The sequence below is a fragment of the Pseudoalteromonas sp. CST2 genome (genome assembly GCF_028599385.1).
GTDB lineage: Bacteria > Pseudomonadota > Gammaproteobacteria > Enterobacterales > Alteromonadaceae > Pseudoalteromonas > Pseudoalteromonas atlantica.
Map to the genome: position 1 here is coordinate 386,706 of NZ_JAQREO010000002.1, position 21,236 is coordinate 407,941.

Consider the following 21,236-nt stretch of genomic DNA (forward strand, 5'->3'; position numbering starts at 1 on the left):
AGTTAAAGATTATTTACCGCGCTGGGCTTCTTTTTGTGCTTTTTTAGCTTCTTTACGTTGTTGTAAAACCGCTTGCGCTTCATTACCAATGTGCCCTTCACCACGTGCTTGTGCTAATTCTATTTGCTTTTGACGCTCAGCAAAACGAGCACGTTGCTCGTCGGTTACATTGTCGATACAGTGATGACACGAAACACCTTCCATGTATTCTGGCTTTTGCTTTTCTTCTTCTGTAATCGGCATACGACACGCATGACATTGATCGTAAGAGCCTTTTTGTAAATCATGATTTACTGCTACACGATTATCAAAAACAAAACACTCGCCTTCCCACATTGTTTCTTCTTTTGGCACTTCTTCTAGGTATTTTAAAATACCGCCTTCAAGGTGGTAAACCTCATCAAACCCTTGCTCTTTCATGTAAGCCGTTGATTTTTCGCAGCGAATACCACCGGTACAAAACATGGCTACTTTTTTGTGTTTTTCTGGGTCTAAATTCTCTTTAGCCCACTGAGGGAACTCTCGGAAAGTTTTGGTATTAGGATCGACTGCATTTTGAAAAGTGCCAATTTCAATTTCGTAATCGTTACGTGTATCAATCAAAATCACTTCAGGGTCTGATATTAATGCATTCCACTCTTTAGGCTTAACATAGCTTCCCACTACTTTTAGTGGGTCAACCCCTTCAACGCCCATAGTAACAATTTCGTTTTTTAGCTTTACTTTAGTGCGGTAAAACGGGCATTCATCATCGTATGATTCTTTAGTCACTATGTCTTTTAGGTTTTCTTGTGTGTCTAACCACGCAAGTAAGTTATCTATTCCTTCGCGCTTAGCCGATACAGTACCGTTAATACCTTCAGCAGCAAGCAATAAAGTACCGCGTACTTCGTTTGCTTCCATCACTTCTAAAAGGGGTTTACGTAGCGCTTCAAAATTTGGCAAACCTACAAATTTGTACATTGCACACACTACGAAGTGCTCGTTTGTAACATCATCTTTATGAACAGCAGTCATTTTACTTCCTATTTTGCTTTGATAGCCTTAAGTGGCGTTTACCGAATCGTAAATCCGGCGCATATGGGGCGCGTATTTTACGCTTTTTATAATTAATTGCAAAAAATAGCGCGTTAGAATGGTTTTTACTGTCGGCATAACCCTTGTGTAAGCTATAATGCGGCCATTAATTTAAGTTGCACATTGGAGAACACGACTTTGCACTTTACTGATCTTGGGATTGATACTCGCCTTGAAACACAATTAGCACATCAAGGGATCACCCAGCCCACAGATATTCAAGCACATGCAGTGCCTACCGCACTTGCAGGGCATGACATTTTTGCTCAGTCTAAAACTGGGTCGGGCAAAACATTAGCGTTTTTATTACCTGCTGTTCAGCGAGTTATGAAACAAAAAGCGCTCAGTAAACGCGATCCACGTGTCCTCATCGTTGCACCAACCCGTGAGCTTGCAACGCAAGTATTTACGCAATTGCGTTTATTAATTGCGGGCACAAACATTAAAGCTGTAAAAATACTCGGTGGCGAGAACTTTAACGATCAAATTAAAGCCCTTCGTAACGACCCGCACTTTGTTGTGGCAACCCCAGGGCGTTTGGCCGATCACATCACAAAACGCTCATTACAATTAAGCGGGTTAGAGCTATTAATTTTTGATGAAGCCGACCGTATTTTAGACTTAGGTTTTACTGAACAGCTGAAAATGATTAACGAGCAAGCTAATCACCGCTTACGCCAAACATTGTTGTTTTCAGCGACACTAGATCACGCTCAAGTAGATGCCCTATCGCGTAATTTATTAAAAAAGCCAAAACAAATTACACTGAGCGCCGCTAACGAGCAACACAGTGATATTAAACAAACACTCTATTTAGCCGATCACCTTGATCATAAAGAAGCGTTACTTGAGCATTTCTTAAAACAAGATGATGTTGGCCAATGTATTATATTTACAGCAACCCGTGCCGATACCAGCCGTTTAAGTGAAGCATTAAATGCAAAAGGTTTTAAATCGGTGGCTTTAGCTGGCGATTTAACACAGAGCAAACGCCTAGAGATCATGGACTCGTTTAGCCGCGAAAACTTTAAAATTTTGATCACCACTGATGTTGCTTCGCGAGGATTGGACTTATTAAGTGTAACGCACGTAATCAATTTTGACTTACCAAAACACGCTGAAGAGTATGTACACCGTATAGGTCGTACAGGCCGCGCCGGATTTAAAGGTAATGCATTATCGCTAGTAGGCCCTAAAGACTGGGCAAGCTACTTAGCAATTAAGTCGTTTTTGAACGACGAGTTGGTTTTTGCAAGCGTTGATGGCCTTAAAGCTAAATTTAAAGGTATAAAAGAGAAAAAGCCTGCAACAGCCGCTGTAAAAACTAAAAAAGTTGCACAGGTGAAAAAGCCGCAAGTTAAACGCAAAGCAAAACCTAAAAAACCAGCTGCACCTATAAAAGCCCCGATGAACATTGATGGCAATTCACCAATGCGCCGTAAAAAAAAGCCTGAGCAGGAATAATTATGAGTTACCTAGGAACAACACAAACCTTATTTGTAAAAGAAGTGAGCAATGAAGGTGCTTACCTTGATGGCCACGATTTAGGGGAAGTGTTTTTACCAAAACACGAAATTAAAGATGAACTTGAAGCTGGCGATAGCATAAGCGTTTTTATCTTTTTAGATAACGCCAATTTACCTACAGCAACAGTAAAAAAACCTCATGCCCAAGTAGGCGAATACGCGCTGCTTCGTGTTAAAGAAATAAATAGCATTGGCGCTTTTTTAGATTGGGGTCTTGAGAAAGATGTTTTAGCTCCATTTAACGAGCAAAAACCACGTATGCAAGAAGGTCATTCTTACTTAGTTCGCTTATATTTAGATAATGCGAGCCAACGTATTTGTGCATCAAGCAACTTTAATCGCTTTTTATCAAAAGATGAGCCTGAGTACACTTATCTTCAAGAAGTTGATTTAATTGTTGCTGGTAAAACAGATATTGGCTACAAAGTGCTTATTGAAGAGTCTCACTTTGGGGTTGTGTTTTACAACATGGTATTTAAAAACTTATTTGTAGGGCAAAAGCTTAAAGGGTTTGTTCAAAAAGTACGAGAAGACGGAAAAATCGACGTTATACTTGAAAAGCCAGGCATGGGTAAAGTAAGTGAACTTGGCGATAAAATAATGGAAAAGCTTAAAAACGAAGGCGGCATACTAGCCATTGGTGATAAATCTGAGCCTGAGCTTATCAAAAAAGTATTTTCAACCAGTAAAGCTAACTACAAAAAAGCTATTGGTGGTTTATTTAAGCAAGGCTTGATAGACATAGAAGCCAAATCTATCCGCTTAAAATAGTCGTACACTTTTTATAAGCGCTAACATTATGTTGGCGCTTATAGTTAAATTTTTTCTAAATAGTTTAATTAAATGATTATTCAAAGATGATAAAACGTTTTGATGAATTAAAAACGTTATTTAGCTATTATCACTAACGGCACTTATATTGCCCTATTCTCTGCCCTCACCTTCGCGTAAATAAAATTTTTTAAACAAAGCTAACACTAGGTTTACCCCTGAAAAATAATTAGGGAATTACTAACAGGCATTAGCCCATAATACGCTTATACGGCAACGTACATTCTGTATATTGCTTTGAATAATCAAGTATCTCAGCTTTGGTTTCTAAGCTTAGTGGCGCCAACCTAAATACTTTATTTTCACATTCACTTTGTTTGTCGTCGTGATTTGAAATGCAATCTGACGTAGTTACGTTTTGGCGCGTTAAGCGCTCTTCATTTTTATAGCATAAGTGGTGTGCGTAGCCATGCATGGTTTGCTTAAATTCAAATAAATCGACAGGGTAATTTGCGACTAAGTCAGTAATCGTCGCTACTCCATCATAAGCTTTACTAGAAAAAACATATTTATTTACTGAAAAACCTGCAACAACAATTAAAATAGATCCAAAAATTAACTTCAAAATAAACCCCTTACTGCATTCTTAGTACTAATGTAGCATAAAAATGTATTCATAAAAGGGGTTTAGCACTAAATAATTGCTTTTTGTTAACTTAAACTAGTGATTTATTAACATCAGTTAAAGTTTGTACCGGATCTGACGATTGTGTGATCGGTCTACCAATCACTAAGTAATCGCTACCCGCTTCAATAGCTTGCTTAGGTGTCATAATGCGTTTTTGGTCACCCACATCACTACCAGCAGGGCGAATGCCTGGAGTAACTAGCTTAAACTCGCTACCTAATTGTGCTTTTAGCGCTTTCGCTTCTTGGGCAGAACATACTACGCCATCAAGCCCTGCTTCTTTTGTTAATTTAGCTAAATGAATAACTTGTTCTTGCGCTGATTTTTCAACACCCAAACGCTTTAGTTCAGCTTCGTCCATGCTGGTTAGCACTGTCACTGCTATTAATAAAGGTGCTTTATCACCAAACTTTTCAAGTGCCTGCTTTGCCTTATTCATCATTTCAAAACCACCTGATGCATGAACGTTTACCATCCAAACGCCCATATTAGCCGCTGCGGTGACCGCTTTTGCCACTGTATTAGGGATATCATGAAATTTTAAATCTAAAAATACGTCAAAGCCTAAATCGATTAACTGTTTAACGAATGCAGGGCCAAAATAAGTAAACATTTCTTTACCTACTTTTAAACGACACGTATCTGGTGAGAGTTTTTTTACAAAATTAAGAGCCGCGTCTTGTGAATCGTAATCTAGGGCAATAAGAACTTTTTTTGTATCTTCTAAAGACATAACTATCCTAATGAATGGCAGTAAAGTTATAAATAGTTGGGGGTTATTAAAATCCGTCTAGGCCTCTACTTGGCACAATGGTTTCCCAATGTTTACAAGATGGGCAGTTCCAATAAATAGTGTGGCTTGTAAAACCACAATGTTGGCATTGAAAGTCTGGTTTTGTAGCTATATACGACGTAACTAGCTTATCAATTTCATCAAGTACTTCTTTGGTATCTGGATTTTTATCACCCATTAGCTGTAGTAAAAAGCTAAAACCTCGAATTGTAGGCTGACGCTTTAAGCTGTCGGTTAAAAACTCAAATGCCTGTTTAGTATTTCCCTGCTCTAACAGTGCTTGGCAATGTTTTATTTTTATTAGCACCCCACCTTTATCGAGCAAGTCACATAATAAATCATGAAACTGATGTGTTAAATTTAACTGCTTATAACTATGTGCAAGCTGGTCAATAAACAAAGGTGCAAATAACGTAAATTGGCAAACGAGTTCACGCCAATAGTAAATTGCTTTTACGTAGTCTTCACTTGTGTAAGCCGATAACCCTAATTCGTATAAAGGGCGAACCGCTTTGTAATTTAAGCTAATGGCTTTGTTCATTAATTGCGGTTTATTTTCGCTTAAGGCAGCTTCGCTGTAAAAATTAGCAATTGCTTTAAAATGCTGCTCTTTAACGAATAACTCACTATGGGCTTCGAACATATTAATGCCCTTTTCCCACTCTCGGGTTTGCGAGTATAAAGTAATAATTGGGTCAAGTGCTTGTTCATGCCCAGCTTTAACAAGCCACACTAAATGCTCTTCTGCACCGTCTAATAAGCCGGCCATAATATAATCTTCAGCTAATTCTAAACGGCTAGCGGCAGCTTGTTGTTCATTTAAGCTTGGGTGTTTTAAAAGGAGTTCATGAATTTTTATTGCGCGGTCAAGCTCGCCTCTTCGGCGAAACATGGTAGCAAGGGTTGAATAATGGTCAACAGAGTCAGCAGCCACTTCTAATAGGTTTATTAGATGCTCTAAGCCCTGATCTTCTTCTCTGTCTAGTAAAAACTTTAAGCCTTTACTGTATTCTGAAGTGATTTGGCGATTGAGTTGATGAGCTTGGTTTTTTGCACTATTTTTGCCCATAATCCAGCCATAACCGGCAGCAACAGGCAGTAGTAAAAACAAAAGCTCAATCATGATTAGGTGTCTTTATTAGCAATAAGCTTACTATTATTTTTTTCTGGCGCTAATTGTTTTTTTAAGCGGTAATTTTGCCACTTTAATTTAGAAAACAATTTAAAGCTAATAAAACACCCTATTATCACACCCAGTATAAAGCAGATACTTATTATTACAGCGAGTGGCAAGGTATTACTGGCAATAATATAATTGATTTGTACTAATTGTGGATTTTGAGAACCCAATAAAAATGCGCAAAATAGGCATAGTACAACCAGAATAATTTTTAATACCTTAAACAAGTAACTACTCCAACTGGTTAACTAGGCAATACTCTCGTTTACGCGGTCGCGTAATTCTTTGCCTGGTTTAAAATGAGGTACATGCTTACCATCAAGCTCTACTGTATCGCCAGTCTTAGGATTACGACCTGTGCGAGGAGCGCGGTAATGCAAAGAGAAACTACCAAAACCTCTGATCTCAATACGATCGGAAGTAGATAATGAGCCGGCCATTTGTTCAAGAATTTCTTTTACTGCATTTTCAACATCTTTCACTGGAACGTGTGCGTGCTGTTCGGCAAGTGTTTCTATCAGTTCTGACTTAGTCATAGCGTTTCCTTAAAGAGAATAGTGGAAGGGCAAAACTGCCCTTCCAATTAAAAACTAATTAGAAATTAGTCTTTTTGTGCATTTGCGAAAGCAGCTGCCATTGCGTTTTCAAACACTGGCTCTTCTTTCTTAAGCTTCTCTAGTACTTCTTTCTCTTCTGCTTCGAAAAGAGCTTTAACAGATAAGCTTAAAGTGCGGTTCTTACGATCAACGCCAACGTATTTAGCTTCGATTTCGTCGCCTACAGAAGCAACAGTCGTTGCATCTTCAACGCGCTCTTGAGCGATATCAGCTACACGGATGTAACCTTCAACGCCTTCGATAAGCTCTACAGTTGCGCCTTTCGCATCAACTTCAGTCACTTTACCTTTAACAATAGCACCTTTTTTGTTTGCATCAAGGTAGTTATTGAACGGGTCAGCTTCGATTTGCTTAACACCTAGAGAGATACGTTCACGCTCTGGGTCAACTTGCAATACGATAGCAGTGATTTCGTCGCCTTTCTTGAATTCACGTACAGCTTCTTCGCCAGGCGTGTTCCAAGAAATGTCTGAAAGGTGTACAAGACCATCAATACCACCGTCAAGACCGATAAAGATACCGAAGTCAGTGATTGATTTGATCTTACCAGTAACTTGGTCGCCTTTGTTTTGTAGACGAGCAAATTCCTGCCAAGGATTAGCAATACATTGCTTAAGACCAAGAGAAATACGACGACGTTCTTCGTCGATTTCAAGAACCATAACTTCAACAGTGTCACCTAGTGAAACAACTTTTGAAGGGTGGATGTTCTTGTTAGTCCAATCCATTTCAGAAACGTGAACTAGACCTTCAACGCCTTCTTCGATTTCTACGAAGCAACCGTAATCAGTAAGGTTAGTTACACGACCAGAAAGCTTAGAACCTTCTGGGTAACGACCAGCGATAGCAGCCCATGGATCTTCGCCAAGCTGTTTAAGGCCTAGAGATACACGAGTTTTATCTTTGTCGAATTTAAGAACTTTAACTGCGATTTCGTCGCCAACATTAACGATTTCTGAAGGGTGCTTAACACGCTTCCACGCCATATCAGTGATGTGTAGTAGACCATCAACACCACCAAGGTCAACGAATGCACCGTAGTCAGTAAGGTTCTTAACGATACCTTTAACTTCTTGGCCTTCAACAAGGTTAGCAAGAAGCTCTTCACGTTCTTGTGAGTTTTCAGATTCGATAACTGCACGACGTGAAACAACAACGTTGTTACGTTTTTGGTCAAGCTTGATTACTTTAAATTCAAGCTCTTTGCCTTCAAGGTGAGTTGTGTCACGTACTGGACGAACATCAACAAGTGAACCAGGTAGGAAAGCACGGATTGAATCAACTTCAACTGTGAAACCGCCTTTAACTTTACCGTTGATAACACCAGTAACAGTCTCTTGCTCTTCACATGCTTTCTCAAGACGGATCCACGCTTCGTGACGCTTCGCTTTCTCACGAGAAAGGATAGTTTCACCGAAACCGTCTTCGATTGCATCTAGTGCAACATCTACTTCGTCGCCTACAGCAACTTCTAGTTCACCAGCAGCATTTTTGAACTGCTCTGCAGGGATAGCACTTTCTGATTTAAGACCAGCATCTACAAGTACAATGTTATTCTCGATTGAGATTACTGTACCTTTAACTATAGAGCCTTGCTCTGCTTCAAAACCCTTTAAGCTTTCTTCAAATAACTGCGCAAAATTTTCTGACATACGAATATACGTCTCATATATTAATACCAATAAGCAACCATGCTGCATGGGGTTGTTAAAATAGCACTGGCGTCCTGCTGGTGCATAAAATGTGTTTAGCTTCGTTTAGGAAGCTTGCCTTGTGAGATAGCAATATCGACTAAAGTTATAACTTTATCAAACACTTGCTGAGCATTAAGCTCGCTTGTGTCTATTTCAATTGCATCATCAGCAGGAACAAGCGGTGCAACGGTGCGATTCATATCGCGCTCATCACGAGCTTGAATGTCCTGTAATAGACCACTTAGTGTAACATCAAGGCCGCGCTCATTCAACTCAACATAACGTCTGCGCGCGCGTTCTTGTGCACTAGCGGTTAAATATATTTTCAATGGTGCGTCTTGAAAAACCACGGTGCCCATATCTCGGCCATCAGCAATTAAGCCCCGTTCGGTTTTAAACGCACGCTGGCGTCGAAGTAACGCTTCACGTACACGCGGTAATGCAGCCACTTTTGAAGCAGCTGCCCCAACCTCTTCATTACGAATTGTCGAGGTTACATCTTCGCCTTCTAAAATAACTTTTCCAGCATTAGTTTGGCTATCAACCAAAAACTGCACATCTAAGTTTGCAGCAAGCGGGACAAGCGCTTCTTCGTTGTCTAATGCTATTTGGTGATGAAGTGCGGCAAGGGATAATACACGGTAAATTGCGCCGCTATCCAATACATCCCACCCCAATTTGTCGGCTAACAAGCGACAAACAGTTCCTTTACCTGAACCACTTGGGCCATCAACGGTGATTACGGGCATTAATAACGCCTGCATTTAAAACCTCCTGCAATGCACACCTAAATAAAACCGCGATATTATACGTCACTTCTGCAAATAGATCCGCTTTAGTGTGTAACTTTTTATAATTATTTATAAAAAGCCTACTCACTCACTGATGCTAAAACCTTGAAAAAGGTTGGAAAAGTTTTATATGTACACTTAGGATCGTTGATTGTAATAGGCTTTCCGCCTACGGCAACCATAGCAAAACACATCGCTATACGGTGATCGTCATACGTATCTATAGCCACATCATTGAATGCACTCGGTGGTGTAATTTCGATAAAATCTTCACCCTCTACAACCTCGGCACCCACTTTACGAAGTTCAGTTGCCATAGCATATAAACGGTCGGTTTCTTTTACACGCCAGTTATAAATATTGCGAATAGCCGTAGGCCCTTTAGCAAATAAAGCAACCGTAGCAAGTGTCATTGCCGCATCAGGGATAGCGTTAGCGTCAATATCTACACCTTTTAATTCACCTTTGCGAACAACTAAACGCTCGTCATACCATTTTATTTCAGCGCCAACTTGTTCCATCACTTTAGCAAAACCAATATCACCTTGAACTGATTTAGCGCCCACGCCTTTAATTTCAATTTCGCCACCGGCAATGGCCGCTGCCGCAACAAAATAAGACGCTGATGATGCATCCCCCTCCACCATAATACGCTCTAGTGATTGGTATTGTTGGCCGCCTTTAACTTTAAATGTTGTATAGTCGCTGTGCTCAACAGTCACCCCAAAACGCGCCATTACATCTAACGTTATATCAATGTAAGGCTTAGATACCAAAGTACCCTTAATGGTAATTTGCGTATCACCACTAAATAAAGGGGCAGCCATTAGCAATGCTGTTAAAAATTGGCTAGAAATACTGCCATCAATTTCAACAGTACCGCCTTTAATTTGCCCACCAATTATTTTTAGTGGTGGGTAGTCTTTATGTTTTGTGTAGGTAATATCGCCGCCAAGTGCTTGTAGCGCATCGACTAAGTGCCCTATTGGGCGCTCTTCCATGCGCGGATCACCTATAAGCTCATACTCCCCAGCTACAGCTGCGAGTACCGCGGTTAAAGGACGATAAGCAGTACCTGCATTGCCTAAAAATAAAGGTTCACTTGGGGTTTTAAATACACCGCCAACCCCTTCTACGGTTGCTACAGTGCGATCATCATTAAGCGTTACGTTAACACCTAGTAGTTTTAATGCACCCAACATATGGCGAATATCATCGCTATCTAGCAGGTTTTCAACAACGGTAGTCCCTTGAGCCAGCGCTGCTAATAATAAAATACGGTTTGATAGGCTTTTAGACCCAGGTAAGGTAACACTGCCATTTACACGAGAAATAGGCTCTAAACGAAGTTGTTCCATTAGCTGTGCTCCTTTGCAAATGCCGCCATAAAGTCAACCAAGGCTTGCACACCTGCAAGTGGCATTGCGTTATAGATACTTGCGCGCATACCGCCTACAATTCGGTGCCCTTCTAGGGCAAGTAAGCCGGCTTCTTTAGATTGCGTTACAAACTTTTCGTTTAAGCTTTCATCGTTTAGCCAAAACGGTACATTCATACGCGAACGACAATGCGTCGCTACTTTATTAGTATAAAAAGGCGATTCATCAATAAAGTCATAAAGCAGCTTAGCTTTAGCAATATTTTGTGCTTCCATTGCCTTAACGCCACCGTTTTGCTCTAGCCATTCAAATACTTCGGCCGCTAAATACCATGCAAAAGTAGGCGGTGTATTAAACATGCTGCCTTGTTTTGCTTCAAGTGCGTAATCTAAAATGCCAGGTTTAGCTAAACCTTCACGCTCAAGTAATGTTTTGCGCACAATAACAATAGCTATACCTGATGGACCTATATTTTTTTGTGCACCGGCATAAATTAAATCAAATTTATTTACGTCAATTTCACGCGACAAAATAGTCGACGACATATCAGCAATAATAGGTGCCGTTGGGTGGCTCGGCACATCAAAAATCTCTAAGCCGTCTACCGTTTCATTTGGGCAGTAGTGAATGTAAGATGCATCTGCAGGTAAGTCCCACTGCGCCACTTCTTTTATAGAAAACAGCCCATTAGCGTCATTTCTAACGTTGATTGAGTGAGTTTGAGTAAATTTATTAGCTTCGTCAGTGGCACTTTTAGACCAAACGCCGTTCTCGCAGTAAACCGCTGTTTTACCATTTTGATGTAAATTTAAAGGCACAGCACTAAATTGACCGCGGCCACCACCGTGCATAAATAACACTTCAAATTCATCGCTAATGTTCATTAAACGACGAAGGCTGGCTTCGCATTTTTCTGTAAGCGCTAAAAAATCTTTACTACGATGGCTTATTTCCATCACAGATACGCCTAAGTCTTGCCAGTCTAAAAATTCTTTTTGTGCTTTTTGCATAACAGCTTGTGGAAGCATAGCTGGCCCCGCACAAAAATTATATTTACTCATTACCTTTGCCTCATTCCAGTAATTTAAACTCTTTTGATAAACAAAAAAGGATTATTAATTTTTTTCAACATGATTAAAAAAAGCGGCCTTAGCCGCTTTTTCAATTTCAGTTATTCAGAAGGTGGATTATCATCCGTTGCTTCTTCATTTACTGTATCAACCGTTTCAACGTCTTCAATATCAACTAAGTCACTGTCTGTAACTTCAATCTCTTCGATACGTTGTAAACCAACTACTTGCTCTTCGTCAATAGTTCTGATCAAAATAACACCTTGGGTGTTACGTCCAACCGTCGATACTTCATTAACGCGGGTACGTACTAGCGTACCACGGTTTGAAATAATCATTATTTCGTCGTTGTCGTCAACTTGTACAGCGCCAACTACTGCGCCATTACGCTCACTCACCTTAATAGATACAACACCTTGTGTTGCACGGCTCTTAGATGGGTAATCTTCAAGTTGAGTACGTTTACCGTAACCGTTTTCAGTCACAGTTAAAATAGCACCGTCAGACTTAGGCACAATTAACGACACTACGCGTTGGTCGTCGGCCATCTTAATACCACGAACACCGGTAGCTGTTCGACCCATTGGGCGAACACCTTTGAAACGAATTTCAGGGTTGCCTTCTTCGTCAAGTACCGGGTTGCCGTTTTCATCAACAACAGCAGACTCTTCCGCTTCTTTAAAGCGTACCACTTTACCTGCATCAGTAAACAACATAATTTCGTTGCTACCGTCGGTAATATCAACCCCAATTAGGCTATCGCCTTCGTTAAGGTTTACCGCAATAATACCGCTTGCACGTTGACGGCTGTATGCCGTTAGTGGTGTTTTCTTCACAGTACCAAATGCAGTTGCCATGAAAATGTATTTATCTTCTTCGTACTCGCGTACAGGTAAGATAGCAGTAATGCGCTCATCATCTTCAAGTGGCAGTAAGTTAACAATTGGCTTACCGCGAGCGGCGCGACTAGCCAGTGGTAACTGGTATACTTTAAGCCAGTACAAACGACCCGCAGTAGAGAAACATAAAATGGTATCGTGGGTATTAGCCACTAAAAGACGCTCAATGAAATCTTCATCTTTCATCTTCGTTGCTGACTTACCTTTACCACCACGGCGCTGTGCTTCGTAATCAGACAATGCCTGATACTTAACGTAACCTTCGTGCGACAGGGTCACAACAACATCTTCTTCGTTAATTAAATCTTCAAGGCTGATATCGTGCGCTGCAGCGTTAATTTCTGTACGACGCTCATCACCATATTGCTCTTTAATTTCAACTAACTCATCACGAATAACTTCCATTAAACGCTCAGGGCTACCTAAAATGTGTAGTAGCTCAGCAATTAAATCTAACAGCGATTGGTACTCTGCTAAGATTTTTTCATGCTCAAGACCGGTTAGTTTGTGTAAACGTAAATCAAGAATTGCTTGTGCTTGCTGCTCAGAAATATAGTACTGACCATCGCGAATACCCAGCTCACTTGCCAGCCAATCTGGGCGTGCTACGTTGTCTTCGCCTGCTTTTTCGAGCATAGCTTGTACGTTACCTAAATCCCATGGGCGAGCTGTTAAGGCTACTTTAGCCTCAGCTGGGGTTGGCGATTTACGAATAAGCTCAATAATTGGGTCGATGTTGGCAAGCGCAATTGCTAAACCTTCAAGGGTATGAGCACGGTCGCGCGCTTTACGTAAATCAAATACGGTACGGCGTGTAACCACTTCACGGCGGTGAATAACAAACTCTTCAAGCATTTCTTTTAAGTTGAAACACTTAGGTTGGTTGTTAATTAATGCAACCATATTCATACCAAACACAGTTTGTAACTGAGTTTGTGAATATAAGTTGTTGAGGATAACTTCACCTACATCACCACGTTTGATCTCAATAACGATACGCATACCGTCTTTATCTGATTCATCACGTAGTGCGCTGATGCCTTCAATTTTTTTATCTTTAACAAGCTCAGCAATTTTTTCAATTAAGCGTGCTTTGTTAACCTGATAAGGAATTTCGTGCACGATAATGGTTTCGCGGCCTGTTTTTTCATCGGTTTCGATGTCGGCACGTGCACGCATGTACACTTTACCACGGCCGGTTAAATAAGCATCTTCAATGCCTTTTTTACCATTAATAATGGCAGCCGTTGGGAAATCAGGACCCGGAATGTAATCCATTAATTCATGAATCGTTAAATCAGGGTTTTGAATAAGCGCTAAACAACCATTAACCACTTCAGTTAAGTTATGTGGTGGAATGTTTGTTGCCATACCTACCGCAATACCCGATGAACCGTTAACAAGTAAGTTAGGCACTTTGGTTGGTAAAACGTCAGGAATTTGTTCGGTACCGTCGTAGTTAGGAACGAAATCAACCGTTTCTTTTTCAAGATCGGCTAATAACTCATGCGACATTTTTGCCATACGTACTTCTGTATAACGCATTGCCGCTGCTGAATCACCATCAACCGAACCGAAGTTACCTTGGCCATCTACAAGCATATAACGTAGTGAGAATGGCTGTGCCATACGCACGATGGTGTCATAAACTGCACTGTCGCCGTGTGGGTGGTATTTACCGATTACGTCACCGACCACACGGGCCGATTTTTTGTAAGGCTTATTCCAGTCATTACTAAGCTCGTTCATTGCAAACAAAACGCGGCGGTGAACAGGTTTTAAACCATCACGTACGTCTGGTAATGCACGTCCTACAATTACGCTCATTGCGTAATCAAGGTAGGAGTTTTTTAACTCGTCTTCAATATTGACTGGCAGAATTTCATTGGCGAGATCAGTCATTTGATATCACATTCCTTCAGTATCAGCTCTTAGCAACCCGGTATTAGGCGCCAAGAGTATTTGTTATTATTTCTAAGCGACCATGCTATCACAATTAATTTAAATTTACAGGCGCAAAACTTTGCGATTTATCAATTTAGCCCTATATAATGGCCTCAGATTGACGAGGAAGTATTTTATGACCGAACATCAAAATGTAGATAACGCAGAAATAGCAAAATTTGAAGCCATTGCAGAGCGATGGTGGGACCAAGACGGAGAGTTTAAACCTCTTCACGAAATTAACCCATTACGATTAGACTTTGTGGCTAACAAAACCCAAGGTTTATTTGATAAAGAAACACTCGATGTAGGCTGTGGTGGCGGCATTCTTAGCGAAAGCATGGCACGCATGGGCGCACACGTAACCGGTATAGACATGGGGCAAGAGCCACTCACCGTAGCAAAGCTTCATAGTCTAGAAACCGGTGTAAATGTTGACTATATAAAAGTACCAGCGGAAGAATTTGCAACCCAGCACCCTGCTCGCTTTGATGTAATAACCTGTATGGAAATGCTAGAGCACGTACCTGATCCTGCTTCTATTATTCATGCAGTCGCAGAGCTTGCCAAGCCAGGGGCTGATGTGTTTTTCTCAACCCTAAATAAAACACCTAAAGCTTATTTGTTTGCTATTGTAGGTGCTGAAAAGCTGTTAAAAATGGTGCCTGAGGGCACACACGATCACAACAAATTTATCAAACCTGCACAACTTATTGCATGGGCTGAACAAGCCGGTTTAAAAGTACGTGCCAGTGCTGGCCTGGGCTACAACCCGCTTTCTAAGCAGTATTTATTAAATACAGATGTGAGTGTTAATTACATTCTTCACTTTGAGAAGTTAGCATAATGGCTAGCTCTCATACCCCCTTAACTCCTTTTGAGTATGACGCTTTCTTATTTGATTTAGATGGCACCTTGCTTGATACAGCAGACGATTTAGGTGCTGCTTTAAATGCCGTACTTAAAAGTGAAGGTGTTGCGCAAGTTACGCCTGAGGCTTATAGAAAAGTAGCGTCTAATGGCGCCGGCGCACTACTTCAACTTGGCTTTAAAGCGCAATGGGCATCGCAACCACAAACTGAACGTATAAAACAGTTAGTCAGCCACTACAGCCAAAACCTAGCGACACACACCCGCTGCTTTGAAGGCATAGAATCATTACTCATAGCCCTTGAGAACCAAGGTATAAAATGGGGAATAATGACTAATAAGCCAGGGTTTTTAACCGATCCATTAGTGGCTGCTATACCCGCTTTAAAAAATGCACACGTTGTGATCAGTGGCGATACCCTCACCGAGGCTAAACCATCACCTTTACCCTTACTACACTGTACAAAACTGATGAACGTAGATCCTAAGCGTTGTTTATACATAGGTGATGCTCAACGTGATATAGAAGCAGGTAAAGCCGCAGGTATGCACACAGCAACAGCGCTTTGGGGCTATATACCAAGTATTGATGAGGCCAAGGGCTGGGAAGCCGATTTTAACTGGCACAGCCCCATTGATGCTTTTAACCATATATAGTGCCATGTAAATTTTTAAACACTATATATTGTGATTGTATCAGTTTTTATGCAAAGCTTGTTGATAAAAAAAGCAGTCGAAATTTATTTTCAAAATGCATAAATTTAGCAGATCATTAGTTGATTTTTAGCTATTTCAACTTAAATGATTGTTCGAAGGTGAGTGACTACTAACACAAATACGTTATCCCAAAGTTATCCACAAATAGGGGCAATTATGTCCCTTGCAAATCAGCTCAGACCACACTATCTTGTGATCTCTAAATTGAACAACACCAGATATTGTGGCCAAATGTTATTCAATTAAATTCGCCAATACGGTGAAACTTATAATAAATGAATACGTACCTTGCTTTGGCGAGGTATAAAGCATTGGTCAAAATACACAATTCCCAAGGAATACAGGCAAAGCTATGAACCAACAGTTATCTGTAAGCAAGCGTGACGGGCGTAAAGAGCCTTTAGATCTTGATAAGATCCATCGCGTTATTGAATGGGCCGCCGAAGGTTTAAACAACGTATCGGTTTCACAGGTTGAATTAAAGTCACACATTCAATTTTACGACGGTATTCGTACAAAAGACATTCACGAAACCATCATTAAAGCAGCAGCCGATCAAATTTCAAAAGAGTCGCCTGACTACCAGTACTTAGCTGCCCGCTTAGCTGTATTCCACTTACGTAAAAAAGCTTATGGCCAGTTTGAGCCTCCACGTTTATTTGACCATGTTACAAAAATGGTTGAAGACAAACGCTACGACGCTCACTTACTCGTTGATTACACAGAACAAGAGCTTGACGAGCTAGATGCTTATCTTGATCATTCGCGCGATCTTAACTTTAGCTACGCAGCAGTTAAGCAGCTTGAAGGTAAATACCTAGTACAAAATCGCGTAACGGGTGAGATTTACGAAAGCGCCCAGTTTTTATATATCTTAGTGGCTGCGAGTTTATTCTCTGACTACCCGCGCGAAACACGTATTGACTACATCAAACGTTTTTACGATGCAGTATCAACGTTTAAAATCTCTTTACCTACGCCAATTATGTCGGGTGTGCGTACCCCTACGCGTCAGTTTAGCTCGTGTGTACTTATTGAATGTGGCGACAGCCTTGATTCAATTAACGCCACATCATCTGCCATTGTTAAGTACGTTTCACAACGTGCAGGTATTGGTATTAACGCCGGTCGTATTCGTGCATTAGGTAGCCATATCCGTAATGGCGAGGCGTACCACACAGGTTGTATTCCTTTTTATAAGCACTTTCAAACAGCGGTTAAAAGCTGCTCGCAAGGTGGCGTACGTGGCGGCGCTGCAACGTTATTCTACCCGCTTTGGCATTTAGAAGTAGAAAACCTACTAGTACTTAAAAATAACCGTGGTGTTGATGATAACCGTGTTCGTCATTTAGATTACGGCGTACAGTTTAATAAACTAATGTATTCTCGTTTAATTAAAGACGACTACATTACGTTATTTAGCCCATCAGATGTGCCTGGCCTTTACGATGCATTCTTTGAAGACCAAGACGAGTTTGACGCGTTATACGTAAAATACGAGCAAGACGAGTCTATTCGTAAAAAGCGCATTAAAGCGATTGAGCTTTTCTCAATGTTCGCACAAGAGCGTGCCAGCACAGGTCGTATTTATTTACAAAACGTGGATCACTGTAATACGCACAGCCCGTTTATTTCTAAAGTGGCGCCAATTCGCCAATCTAACTTATGTTTAGAAATCGCATTGCCAACTAAGCCGTTAAATAACGTAAACGATGAAGAAGGCGAAATTGCACTTTGTACGCTATCTGCATTTAACCTAGGCGCTATTGAGTCACTTGATGAACTTGAAGAGCTTGCTGAGCTTGCAGTACGTGCACTTGATAACCTACTTGATTTCCAAGACTACCCAGTACCGGCTGCACGTAATGCCACTATGGGCCGTCGTACGTTAGGAATAGGCGTAATTAACTACGCTTACTACCTTGCTAAAAATGGTAAGCGTTACTCAGATGGCAGTGCTAATGCACTGACTCACAAAACGTTTGAAGCAATTCAATACTACCTAATGAAGGCATCAAACGAGCTGGCTAAAGAGCGTGGCGCGTGTCCTAAGTTTAACGAAACAACGTACTCTCAAGGTATTATGCCAACTGATACGTACAAACGTGACTTAGATAAAATTTGTGATGAGCCACTGCACTTAGATTGGGATTCGTTACGTGCCAGCATTAAAGAGCACGGCATGCGTAACTCAACACTTAGCGCATTAATGCCTTCAGAAACATCGTCGCAAATCTCTAACGCAACTAACGGTATTGAGCCACCACGTGGTCACATTAGCGTTAAAGCAAGTAAAGACGGTATTTTAAAACAAGTAGTTCCTGAGTACGAACGCTTAAAAGATAACTACGAGCTACTGTGGGATATTCCATCAAACGATGGTTACTTACAGTTAGTGGGCATAATGCAAAAGTTTATTGACCAAACTATTTCGGCCAATACTAATTATGATCCAAACAAATACGAAGGCGGTAAAGTACCTATGAAAGTCTTATTAAAAGACTTACTAGGTGCATACAAGCTTGGTGTTAAAACACTTTACTACCATAACACCCGCGATGGCGCATCAGATGCACAAGACGACACTCCAGAAGTGGAAGATGATGATTGTGCAGGCGGCGCGTGTAAAATTTAATAGTTAAACTTAAAGCGGGCTCTTTGCCCGCTTTGTCCTGATAGTTTTAGTGATAGTTTTTTGAGTGATAGACATGTCTTATACTACTTTTAGTCGTAACCATAATGATCAAATGCAAGAGCCAATGTTTTTTGGCCAAACCGTTAACGTTTCGCGTTACGATCAACAAAAATACCCTATTTTTGAAAAATTGATTGAAAAGCAACTTTCGTTTTTTTGGCGTCCAGAAGAAGTAGACGTAAGTAAAGACCGTTTAGACTTTCAAGCATTACCAGAGCACGAAAAGCACATATTTTTAAGTAACTTAAAATATCAAACGCTGCTTGATAGTGTACAAGGCCGCTCGCCAAACGTTGCCCTACTCCCTATTGTGTCTATTCCTGAGCTAGAAACATGGATAGAAACGTGGGCATTTAGTGAAACTATTCACAGTCGCTCTTACACCCACATTATTCGTAACGTTACACAGTCACCAGAACTTATTTTTGACGACATAGTAAGTAACGAAAAAATTAGCGAACGTGCTGATGCGGTAACCACCTACTACGATGATTTAATCAATGGCGTGTCGCTTTATAACCTCTATGGCGAAGGCAAGCACGAAATTAACGGTCAAACCGTTGTGATTAGCTTATTTGATCTTAAAAAGAAACTTTACCTTGCCATGATGTCGGTAAATATTCTTGAAGCCATTCGTTTTTATGTCAGCTTTGCGTGTTCGTTTGCCTTTGCTGAGCGTGAATTAATGGAAGGTAACGCTAAAATCATCAAGCTAATCGCACGTGATGAAGCGCTTCACCTGTCGGGTACGCAGCATATTTTAAACATTATGCAAGATGGTAAAGACGACCCTGAAATGGCGATTGTTGCCGCGCAGTGCCGTGAAGAAGCCATTAAAATGTTTGTTGAAGCCGCAGAGCAGGAAAAAGAATGGGCAGAGTACTTATTCAAAGATGGCTCTATGATTGGTTTAAACAAACACATTTTATGTCAGTATGTTGAGTACATCACCAACGCACGTATGACCGCCATTGGCCTGCCTGCGCAGTTTGAAAACAACAGTAACCCAATTCCATGGATCAACTCATGGCTTGTGTCTGACAACGTGCAAGTTGCACCGCAAGAAGCTGAAATTAGCTCATACCTTGTAGGTCAAATTGACTCACAAGTAGATGCCTCAGAATTTGGTGACTTTGATTTATAATGAGTGACAAACCCACTGCAAGTATAACGCTTGCAGATAACAGCCAGTGTATAGAATTTAGCACTGGCTGCCCTTCTGTTTTACATTGCTTAGAAAACCAAAAAATAGACGTAGCGTATCAATGCCGCGAAGGTTATTGTGGCGCGTGCAGAGCCACGTTAGTCTCAGGCCAAGTGCACTATAACGAAGAGCCTTTAGCGTTTGTACGCGATGGGGAAATACTGCTGTGCTGCTGTAAGCCAAACGGTAATATAAGTATTAATTTAAAATAAATTTACTGCGTTTTATTCAACTGCTGTGGTTCAAACCGGTAGTGCCCTGTGATTTTATAATCAAAAAGCATATCGGTTTTTTCTGCCCCGCGGCCAATGTTATGTACAATTAATGGATTGCCAGTTTGTACTGAACGCTCATTAACTACCATACCTATATGTGGCAGGTTACCCGGTAACATCCAAGTCACTATATCACCTGTTTTATATTCTTCAGGGCTATCAGATGACACTAACGCACGACCCTGTCTTTTAAAGTAGGTTTGTAAGTTAGGCACTCTGCGGTGGTCTATATTTTTATCGGGTTTGGTCAGCCCCCATATACGCTTTGAGGGGTATAGAGTAAAATTGTCACGCATGTCTTCGTGTACTAACTGTTGTAAATCTATACCTAACTGGCGATAAGCACGAATAATCACATCGGTACACACCCCAATATTACTTGGCACGTCACCACCTGGGTAACTTATTGAACGATAACTCCCATCATACGTAACTTGGTGTGTTGTTCGCTGTATTAATGCAGCAGTTATGTCTTCTTCAAATGAATTTGCTAACGCACTAAAAGGCGCTAATACACTAAAATATAACCATACATTAGCCATATTCTGTTCCTTGTAAAAAAATTTATAATGCATCCAGTACATACTCAGGCACATTTATTTCCTCGCCTGAATTTATAAAGTGAGTATCGAGCGAATAAGCCATAATTTCAAGCGGTGCATTGTGATAACCAAAGTGCTTAACTTCATTCATATAGCGCGATATAAATGCTAAAGCACCAAGATTTTGCCACTGCAATACATGCACTAATTCATGAAAATGTACGCGCAAGTTATCAACACTTGTCGGCAACAAGTAGTAAGTATTTTTATAAGTTATACCACTTACTTTCATATCAATAAAATCACCCAGCCCCATGGCACGTAAAGCAGCAAAATCGGGCTTGGGTATTTCATCGATTACAACATAAAAGGCATTTTCCAAAAATTCAGTTGGGTAAAAACCTGCAAACTGTGCTGCAAATTGATTACAGCACACCCGTTTGTATTTATATTTATGATTTACCTCATCAATCCATTGCTCGATTGCGGTTAATATATCCATAT

At 40.7% G+C, this 21,236-nt stretch carries 20 protein-coding genes; 7 read left to right on the plus strand and 13 right to left on the minus strand.

The annotated features are described in order from the left end of the window. Window positions 1-9: 9 nt before the first annotated feature. On the minus strand, window positions 10-1,017 hold the full coding sequence (gene trhO / locus PSH41_RS04430) for an oxygen-dependent tRNA uridine(34) hydroxylase TrhO (protein WP_024034100.1): 1,008 nt from the start codon (window positions 1,015-1,017) through the stop codon (window positions 10-12). Between the two features lie 198 nt (window positions 1,018-1,215). Here trhO and PSH41_RS04435 point away from each other — a divergent pair, with 198 nt between their 5' ends. Both PSH41_RS04435 and PSH41_RS04440 read left to right on the plus strand, forming a co-directional pair. After that, on the plus strand, window positions 1,216-2,541 hold the full coding sequence (locus tag PSH41_RS04435; protein ID WP_029774003.1) for a DEAD/DEAH box helicase: 1,326 nt from the start codon (window positions 1,216-1,218) through the stop codon (window positions 2,539-2,541). Window positions 2,542-2,543: 2 nt separating this feature from the next. Next, window positions 2,544-3,374 (plus strand): CvfB family protein, encoded by an 831-nt coding sequence (locus tag PSH41_RS04440; RefSeq protein WP_273588201.1) that lies wholly within the window; start codon window positions 2,544-2,546, stop codon window positions 3,372-3,374. A 250-nt stretch (window positions 3,375-3,624) separates the two neighbouring features. On the opposite strand, the gene PSH41_RS04445 is transcribed toward PSH41_RS04440, so the two are convergent. The 10 genes from PSH41_RS04445 to gyrA form a co-directional block, all read right to left on the minus strand. Further along, window positions 3,625-3,999, minus strand: a complete 375-nt coding sequence (locus PSH41_RS04445; protein ID WP_004587876.1) for a hypothetical protein — start codon at window positions 3,997-3,999, stop codon at window positions 3,625-3,627. 91 nt (window positions 4,000-4,090) lie between these two features. Further along, on the minus strand, window positions 4,091-4,795 hold the full coding sequence (gene pyrF, locus PSH41_RS04450; protein ID WP_024034097.1) for an orotidine-5'-phosphate decarboxylase: 705 nt from the start codon (window positions 4,793-4,795) through the stop codon (window positions 4,091-4,093). 46 nt (window positions 4,796-4,841) lie between these two features. Next, on the minus strand, window positions 4,842-5,978 hold the full coding sequence (gene lapB / locus PSH41_RS04455; protein ID WP_273588200.1) for a lipopolysaccharide assembly protein LapB: 1,137 nt from the start codon (window positions 5,976-5,978) through the stop codon (window positions 4,842-4,844). Window positions 5,979-5,980: 2 nt separating this feature from the next. Then, window positions 5,981-6,262, minus strand: coding sequence for a lipopolysaccharide assembly protein LapA domain-containing protein (locus tag PSH41_RS04460; protein ID WP_004587873.1), 282 nt, complete (start codon window positions 6,260-6,262; stop codon window positions 5,981-5,983). A gap of 21 nt (window positions 6,263-6,283) precedes the next feature. Then, on the minus strand, window positions 6,284-6,571 hold the full coding sequence (gene ihfB, locus PSH41_RS04465) for an integration host factor subunit beta (protein ID WP_004587872.1): 288 nt from the start codon (window positions 6,569-6,571) through the stop codon (window positions 6,284-6,286). 65 nt (window positions 6,572-6,636) lie between these two features. Continuing rightward, entirely contained in the window at window positions 6,637-8,304 is a 1,668-nt protein-coding gene (gene rpsA, locus PSH41_RS04470; protein WP_004587871.1) for a 30S ribosomal protein S1, read from the minus strand. Window positions 8,305-8,399: 95 nt separating this feature from the next. Further along, on the minus strand, window positions 8,400-9,110 hold the full coding sequence (gene cmk, locus PSH41_RS04475) for a (d)CMP kinase (RefSeq protein WP_004587870.1): 711 nt from the start codon (window positions 9,108-9,110) through the stop codon (window positions 8,400-8,402). Window positions 9,111-9,217: 107 nt separating this feature from the next. Beyond that, a complete protein-coding gene (aroA, locus tag PSH41_RS04480) occupies window positions 9,218-10,495 on the minus strand; it encodes a 3-phosphoshikimate 1-carboxyvinyltransferase (protein WP_273588199.1) in 1,278 nt (425 codons plus the stop codon). Further along, complete coding sequence (gene serC / locus PSH41_RS04485) at window positions 10,495-11,577, minus strand: 3-phosphoserine/phosphohydroxythreonine transaminase (protein WP_248451431.1); 1,083 nt, start codon at window positions 11,575-11,577, stop codon at window positions 10,495-10,497. The genes aroA and serC overlap by 1 nt, the downstream gene beginning before the upstream one ends. A 110-nt stretch (window positions 11,578-11,687) precedes the next feature. Next, window positions 11,688-14,387, minus strand: a complete 2,700-nt coding sequence (gene gyrA, locus PSH41_RS04490; protein ID WP_024034094.1) for a DNA topoisomerase (ATP-hydrolyzing) subunit A — start codon at window positions 14,385-14,387, stop codon at window positions 11,688-11,690. A 178-nt stretch (window positions 14,388-14,565) separates the two neighbouring features. Here gyrA and ubiG point away from each other — a divergent pair, with 178 nt between their 5' ends. From ubiG to yfaE, 5 genes are all read left to right on the plus strand, one after another. Beyond that, window positions 14,566-15,276 carry a bifunctional 2-polyprenyl-6-hydroxyphenol methylase/3-demethylubiquinol 3-O-methyltransferase UbiG gene (gene ubiG / locus PSH41_RS04495; RefSeq protein WP_273588198.1) on the plus strand — a complete coding sequence of 237 codons (711 nt, stop codon included), beginning with the start codon at window positions 14,566-14,568 and terminating at the stop codon, window positions 15,274-15,276. Further along, window positions 15,276-15,956, plus strand: a complete 681-nt coding sequence (locus tag PSH41_RS04500; RefSeq protein ID WP_273588197.1) for an HAD family hydrolase — start codon at window positions 15,276-15,278, stop codon at window positions 15,954-15,956. Before ubiG ends, PSH41_RS04500 begins: the two co-directional genes overlap by 1 nt. 412 nt (window positions 15,957-16,368) lie before the next feature. Next, window positions 16,369-18,651 (plus strand): class 1a ribonucleoside-diphosphate reductase subunit alpha, encoded by a 2,283-nt coding sequence (nrdA, locus tag PSH41_RS04505; RefSeq protein WP_024034091.1) that lies wholly within the window; start codon window positions 16,369-16,371, stop codon window positions 18,649-18,651. Window positions 18,652-18,724: 73 nt separating this feature from the next. After that, window positions 18,725-19,855 (plus strand): class Ia ribonucleoside-diphosphate reductase subunit beta, encoded by a 1,131-nt coding sequence (gene nrdB, locus PSH41_RS04510; RefSeq protein WP_004587863.1) that lies wholly within the window; start codon window positions 18,725-18,727, stop codon window positions 19,853-19,855. After that, window positions 19,855-20,127, plus strand: coding sequence for a class I ribonucleotide reductase maintenance protein YfaE (gene yfaE, locus PSH41_RS04515; RefSeq protein WP_273588196.1), 273 nt, complete (start codon window positions 19,855-19,857; stop codon window positions 20,125-20,127). Before nrdB ends, yfaE begins: the two co-directional genes overlap by 1 nt. 2 nt (window positions 20,128-20,129) lie before the next feature. On the opposite strand, the gene PSH41_RS04520 is transcribed toward yfaE, so the two are convergent. Further along, window positions 20,130-20,732: a DUF1287 domain-containing protein gene (locus PSH41_RS04520; RefSeq protein ID WP_273588195.1), complete on the minus strand. Its 603-nt coding sequence runs from the start codon at window positions 20,730-20,732 to the stop codon at window positions 20,130-20,132. 22 nt (window positions 20,733-20,754) lie between these two features. After that, window positions 20,755-21,234, minus strand: a complete 480-nt coding sequence (locus tag PSH41_RS04525; RefSeq protein WP_273588194.1) for a hypothetical protein — start codon at window positions 21,232-21,234, stop codon at window positions 20,755-20,757. Window positions 21,235-21,236 lie beyond the last annotated feature (2 nt).

Coding starts and splice junctions, on each gene's coding strand:
- PSH41_RS04500 (WP_273588197.1), top strand. CDS start 15,276: ATGGCTAGCTCTCATACCCCCTTAACTCCTTTTGAGTATGACGCTTTC.
- PSH41_RS04525 (WP_273588194.1), bottom strand. CDS start 21,234: ATGGATATATTAACCGCAATCGAGCAATGGATTGATGAGGTAAATCAT.
- PSH41_RS04440 (WP_273588201.1), top strand. CDS start 2,544: ATGAGTTACCTAGGAACAACACAAACCTTATTTGTAAAAGAAGTGAGC.
- PSH41_RS04520 (WP_273588195.1), bottom strand. CDS start 20,732: ATGGCTAATGTATGGTTATATTTTAGTGTATTAGCGCCTTTTAGTGCG.
- rpsA (WP_004587871.1), bottom strand. CDS start 8,304: ATGTCAGAAAATTTTGCGCAGTTATTTGAAGAAAGCTTAAAGGGTTTT.
- ubiG (WP_273588198.1), top strand. CDS start 14,566: ATGACCGAACATCAAAATGTAGATAACGCAGAAATAGCAAAATTTGAA.
- cmk (WP_004587870.1), bottom strand. CDS start 9,110: ATGCAGGCGTTATTAATGCCCGTAATCACCGTTGATGGCCCAAGTGGT.
- nrdA (WP_024034091.1), top strand. CDS start 16,369: ATGAACCAACAGTTATCTGTAAGCAAGCGTGACGGGCGTAAAGAGCCT.
- yfaE (WP_273588196.1), top strand. CDS start 19,855: ATGAGTGACAAACCCACTGCAAGTATAACGCTTGCAGATAACAGCCAG.
- pyrF (WP_024034097.1), bottom strand. CDS start 4,795: ATGTCTTTAGAAGATACAAAAAAAGTTCTTATTGCCCTAGATTACGAT.
- serC (WP_248451431.1), bottom strand. CDS start 11,577: ATGAGTAAATATAATTTTTGTGCGGGGCCAGCTATGCTTCCACAAGCT.
- nrdB (WP_004587863.1), top strand. CDS start 18,725: ATGTCTTATACTACTTTTAGTCGTAACCATAATGATCAAATGCAAGAG.
- aroA (WP_273588199.1), bottom strand. CDS start 10,495: ATGGAACAACTTCGTTTAGAGCCTATTTCTCGTGTAAATGGCAGTGTT.
- ihfB (WP_004587872.1), bottom strand. CDS start 6,571: ATGACTAAGTCAGAACTGATAGAAACACTTGCCGAACAGCACGCACAC.
- trhO (WP_024034100.1), bottom strand. CDS start 1,017: ATGACTGCTGTTCATAAAGATGATGTTACAAACGAGCACTTCGTAGTG.
- lapB (WP_273588200.1), bottom strand. CDS start 5,978: ATGATTGAGCTTTTGTTTTTACTACTGCCTGTTGCTGCCGGTTATGGC.
- gyrA (WP_024034094.1), bottom strand. CDS start 14,387: ATGACTGATCTCGCCAATGAAATTCTGCCAGTCAATATTGAAGACGAG.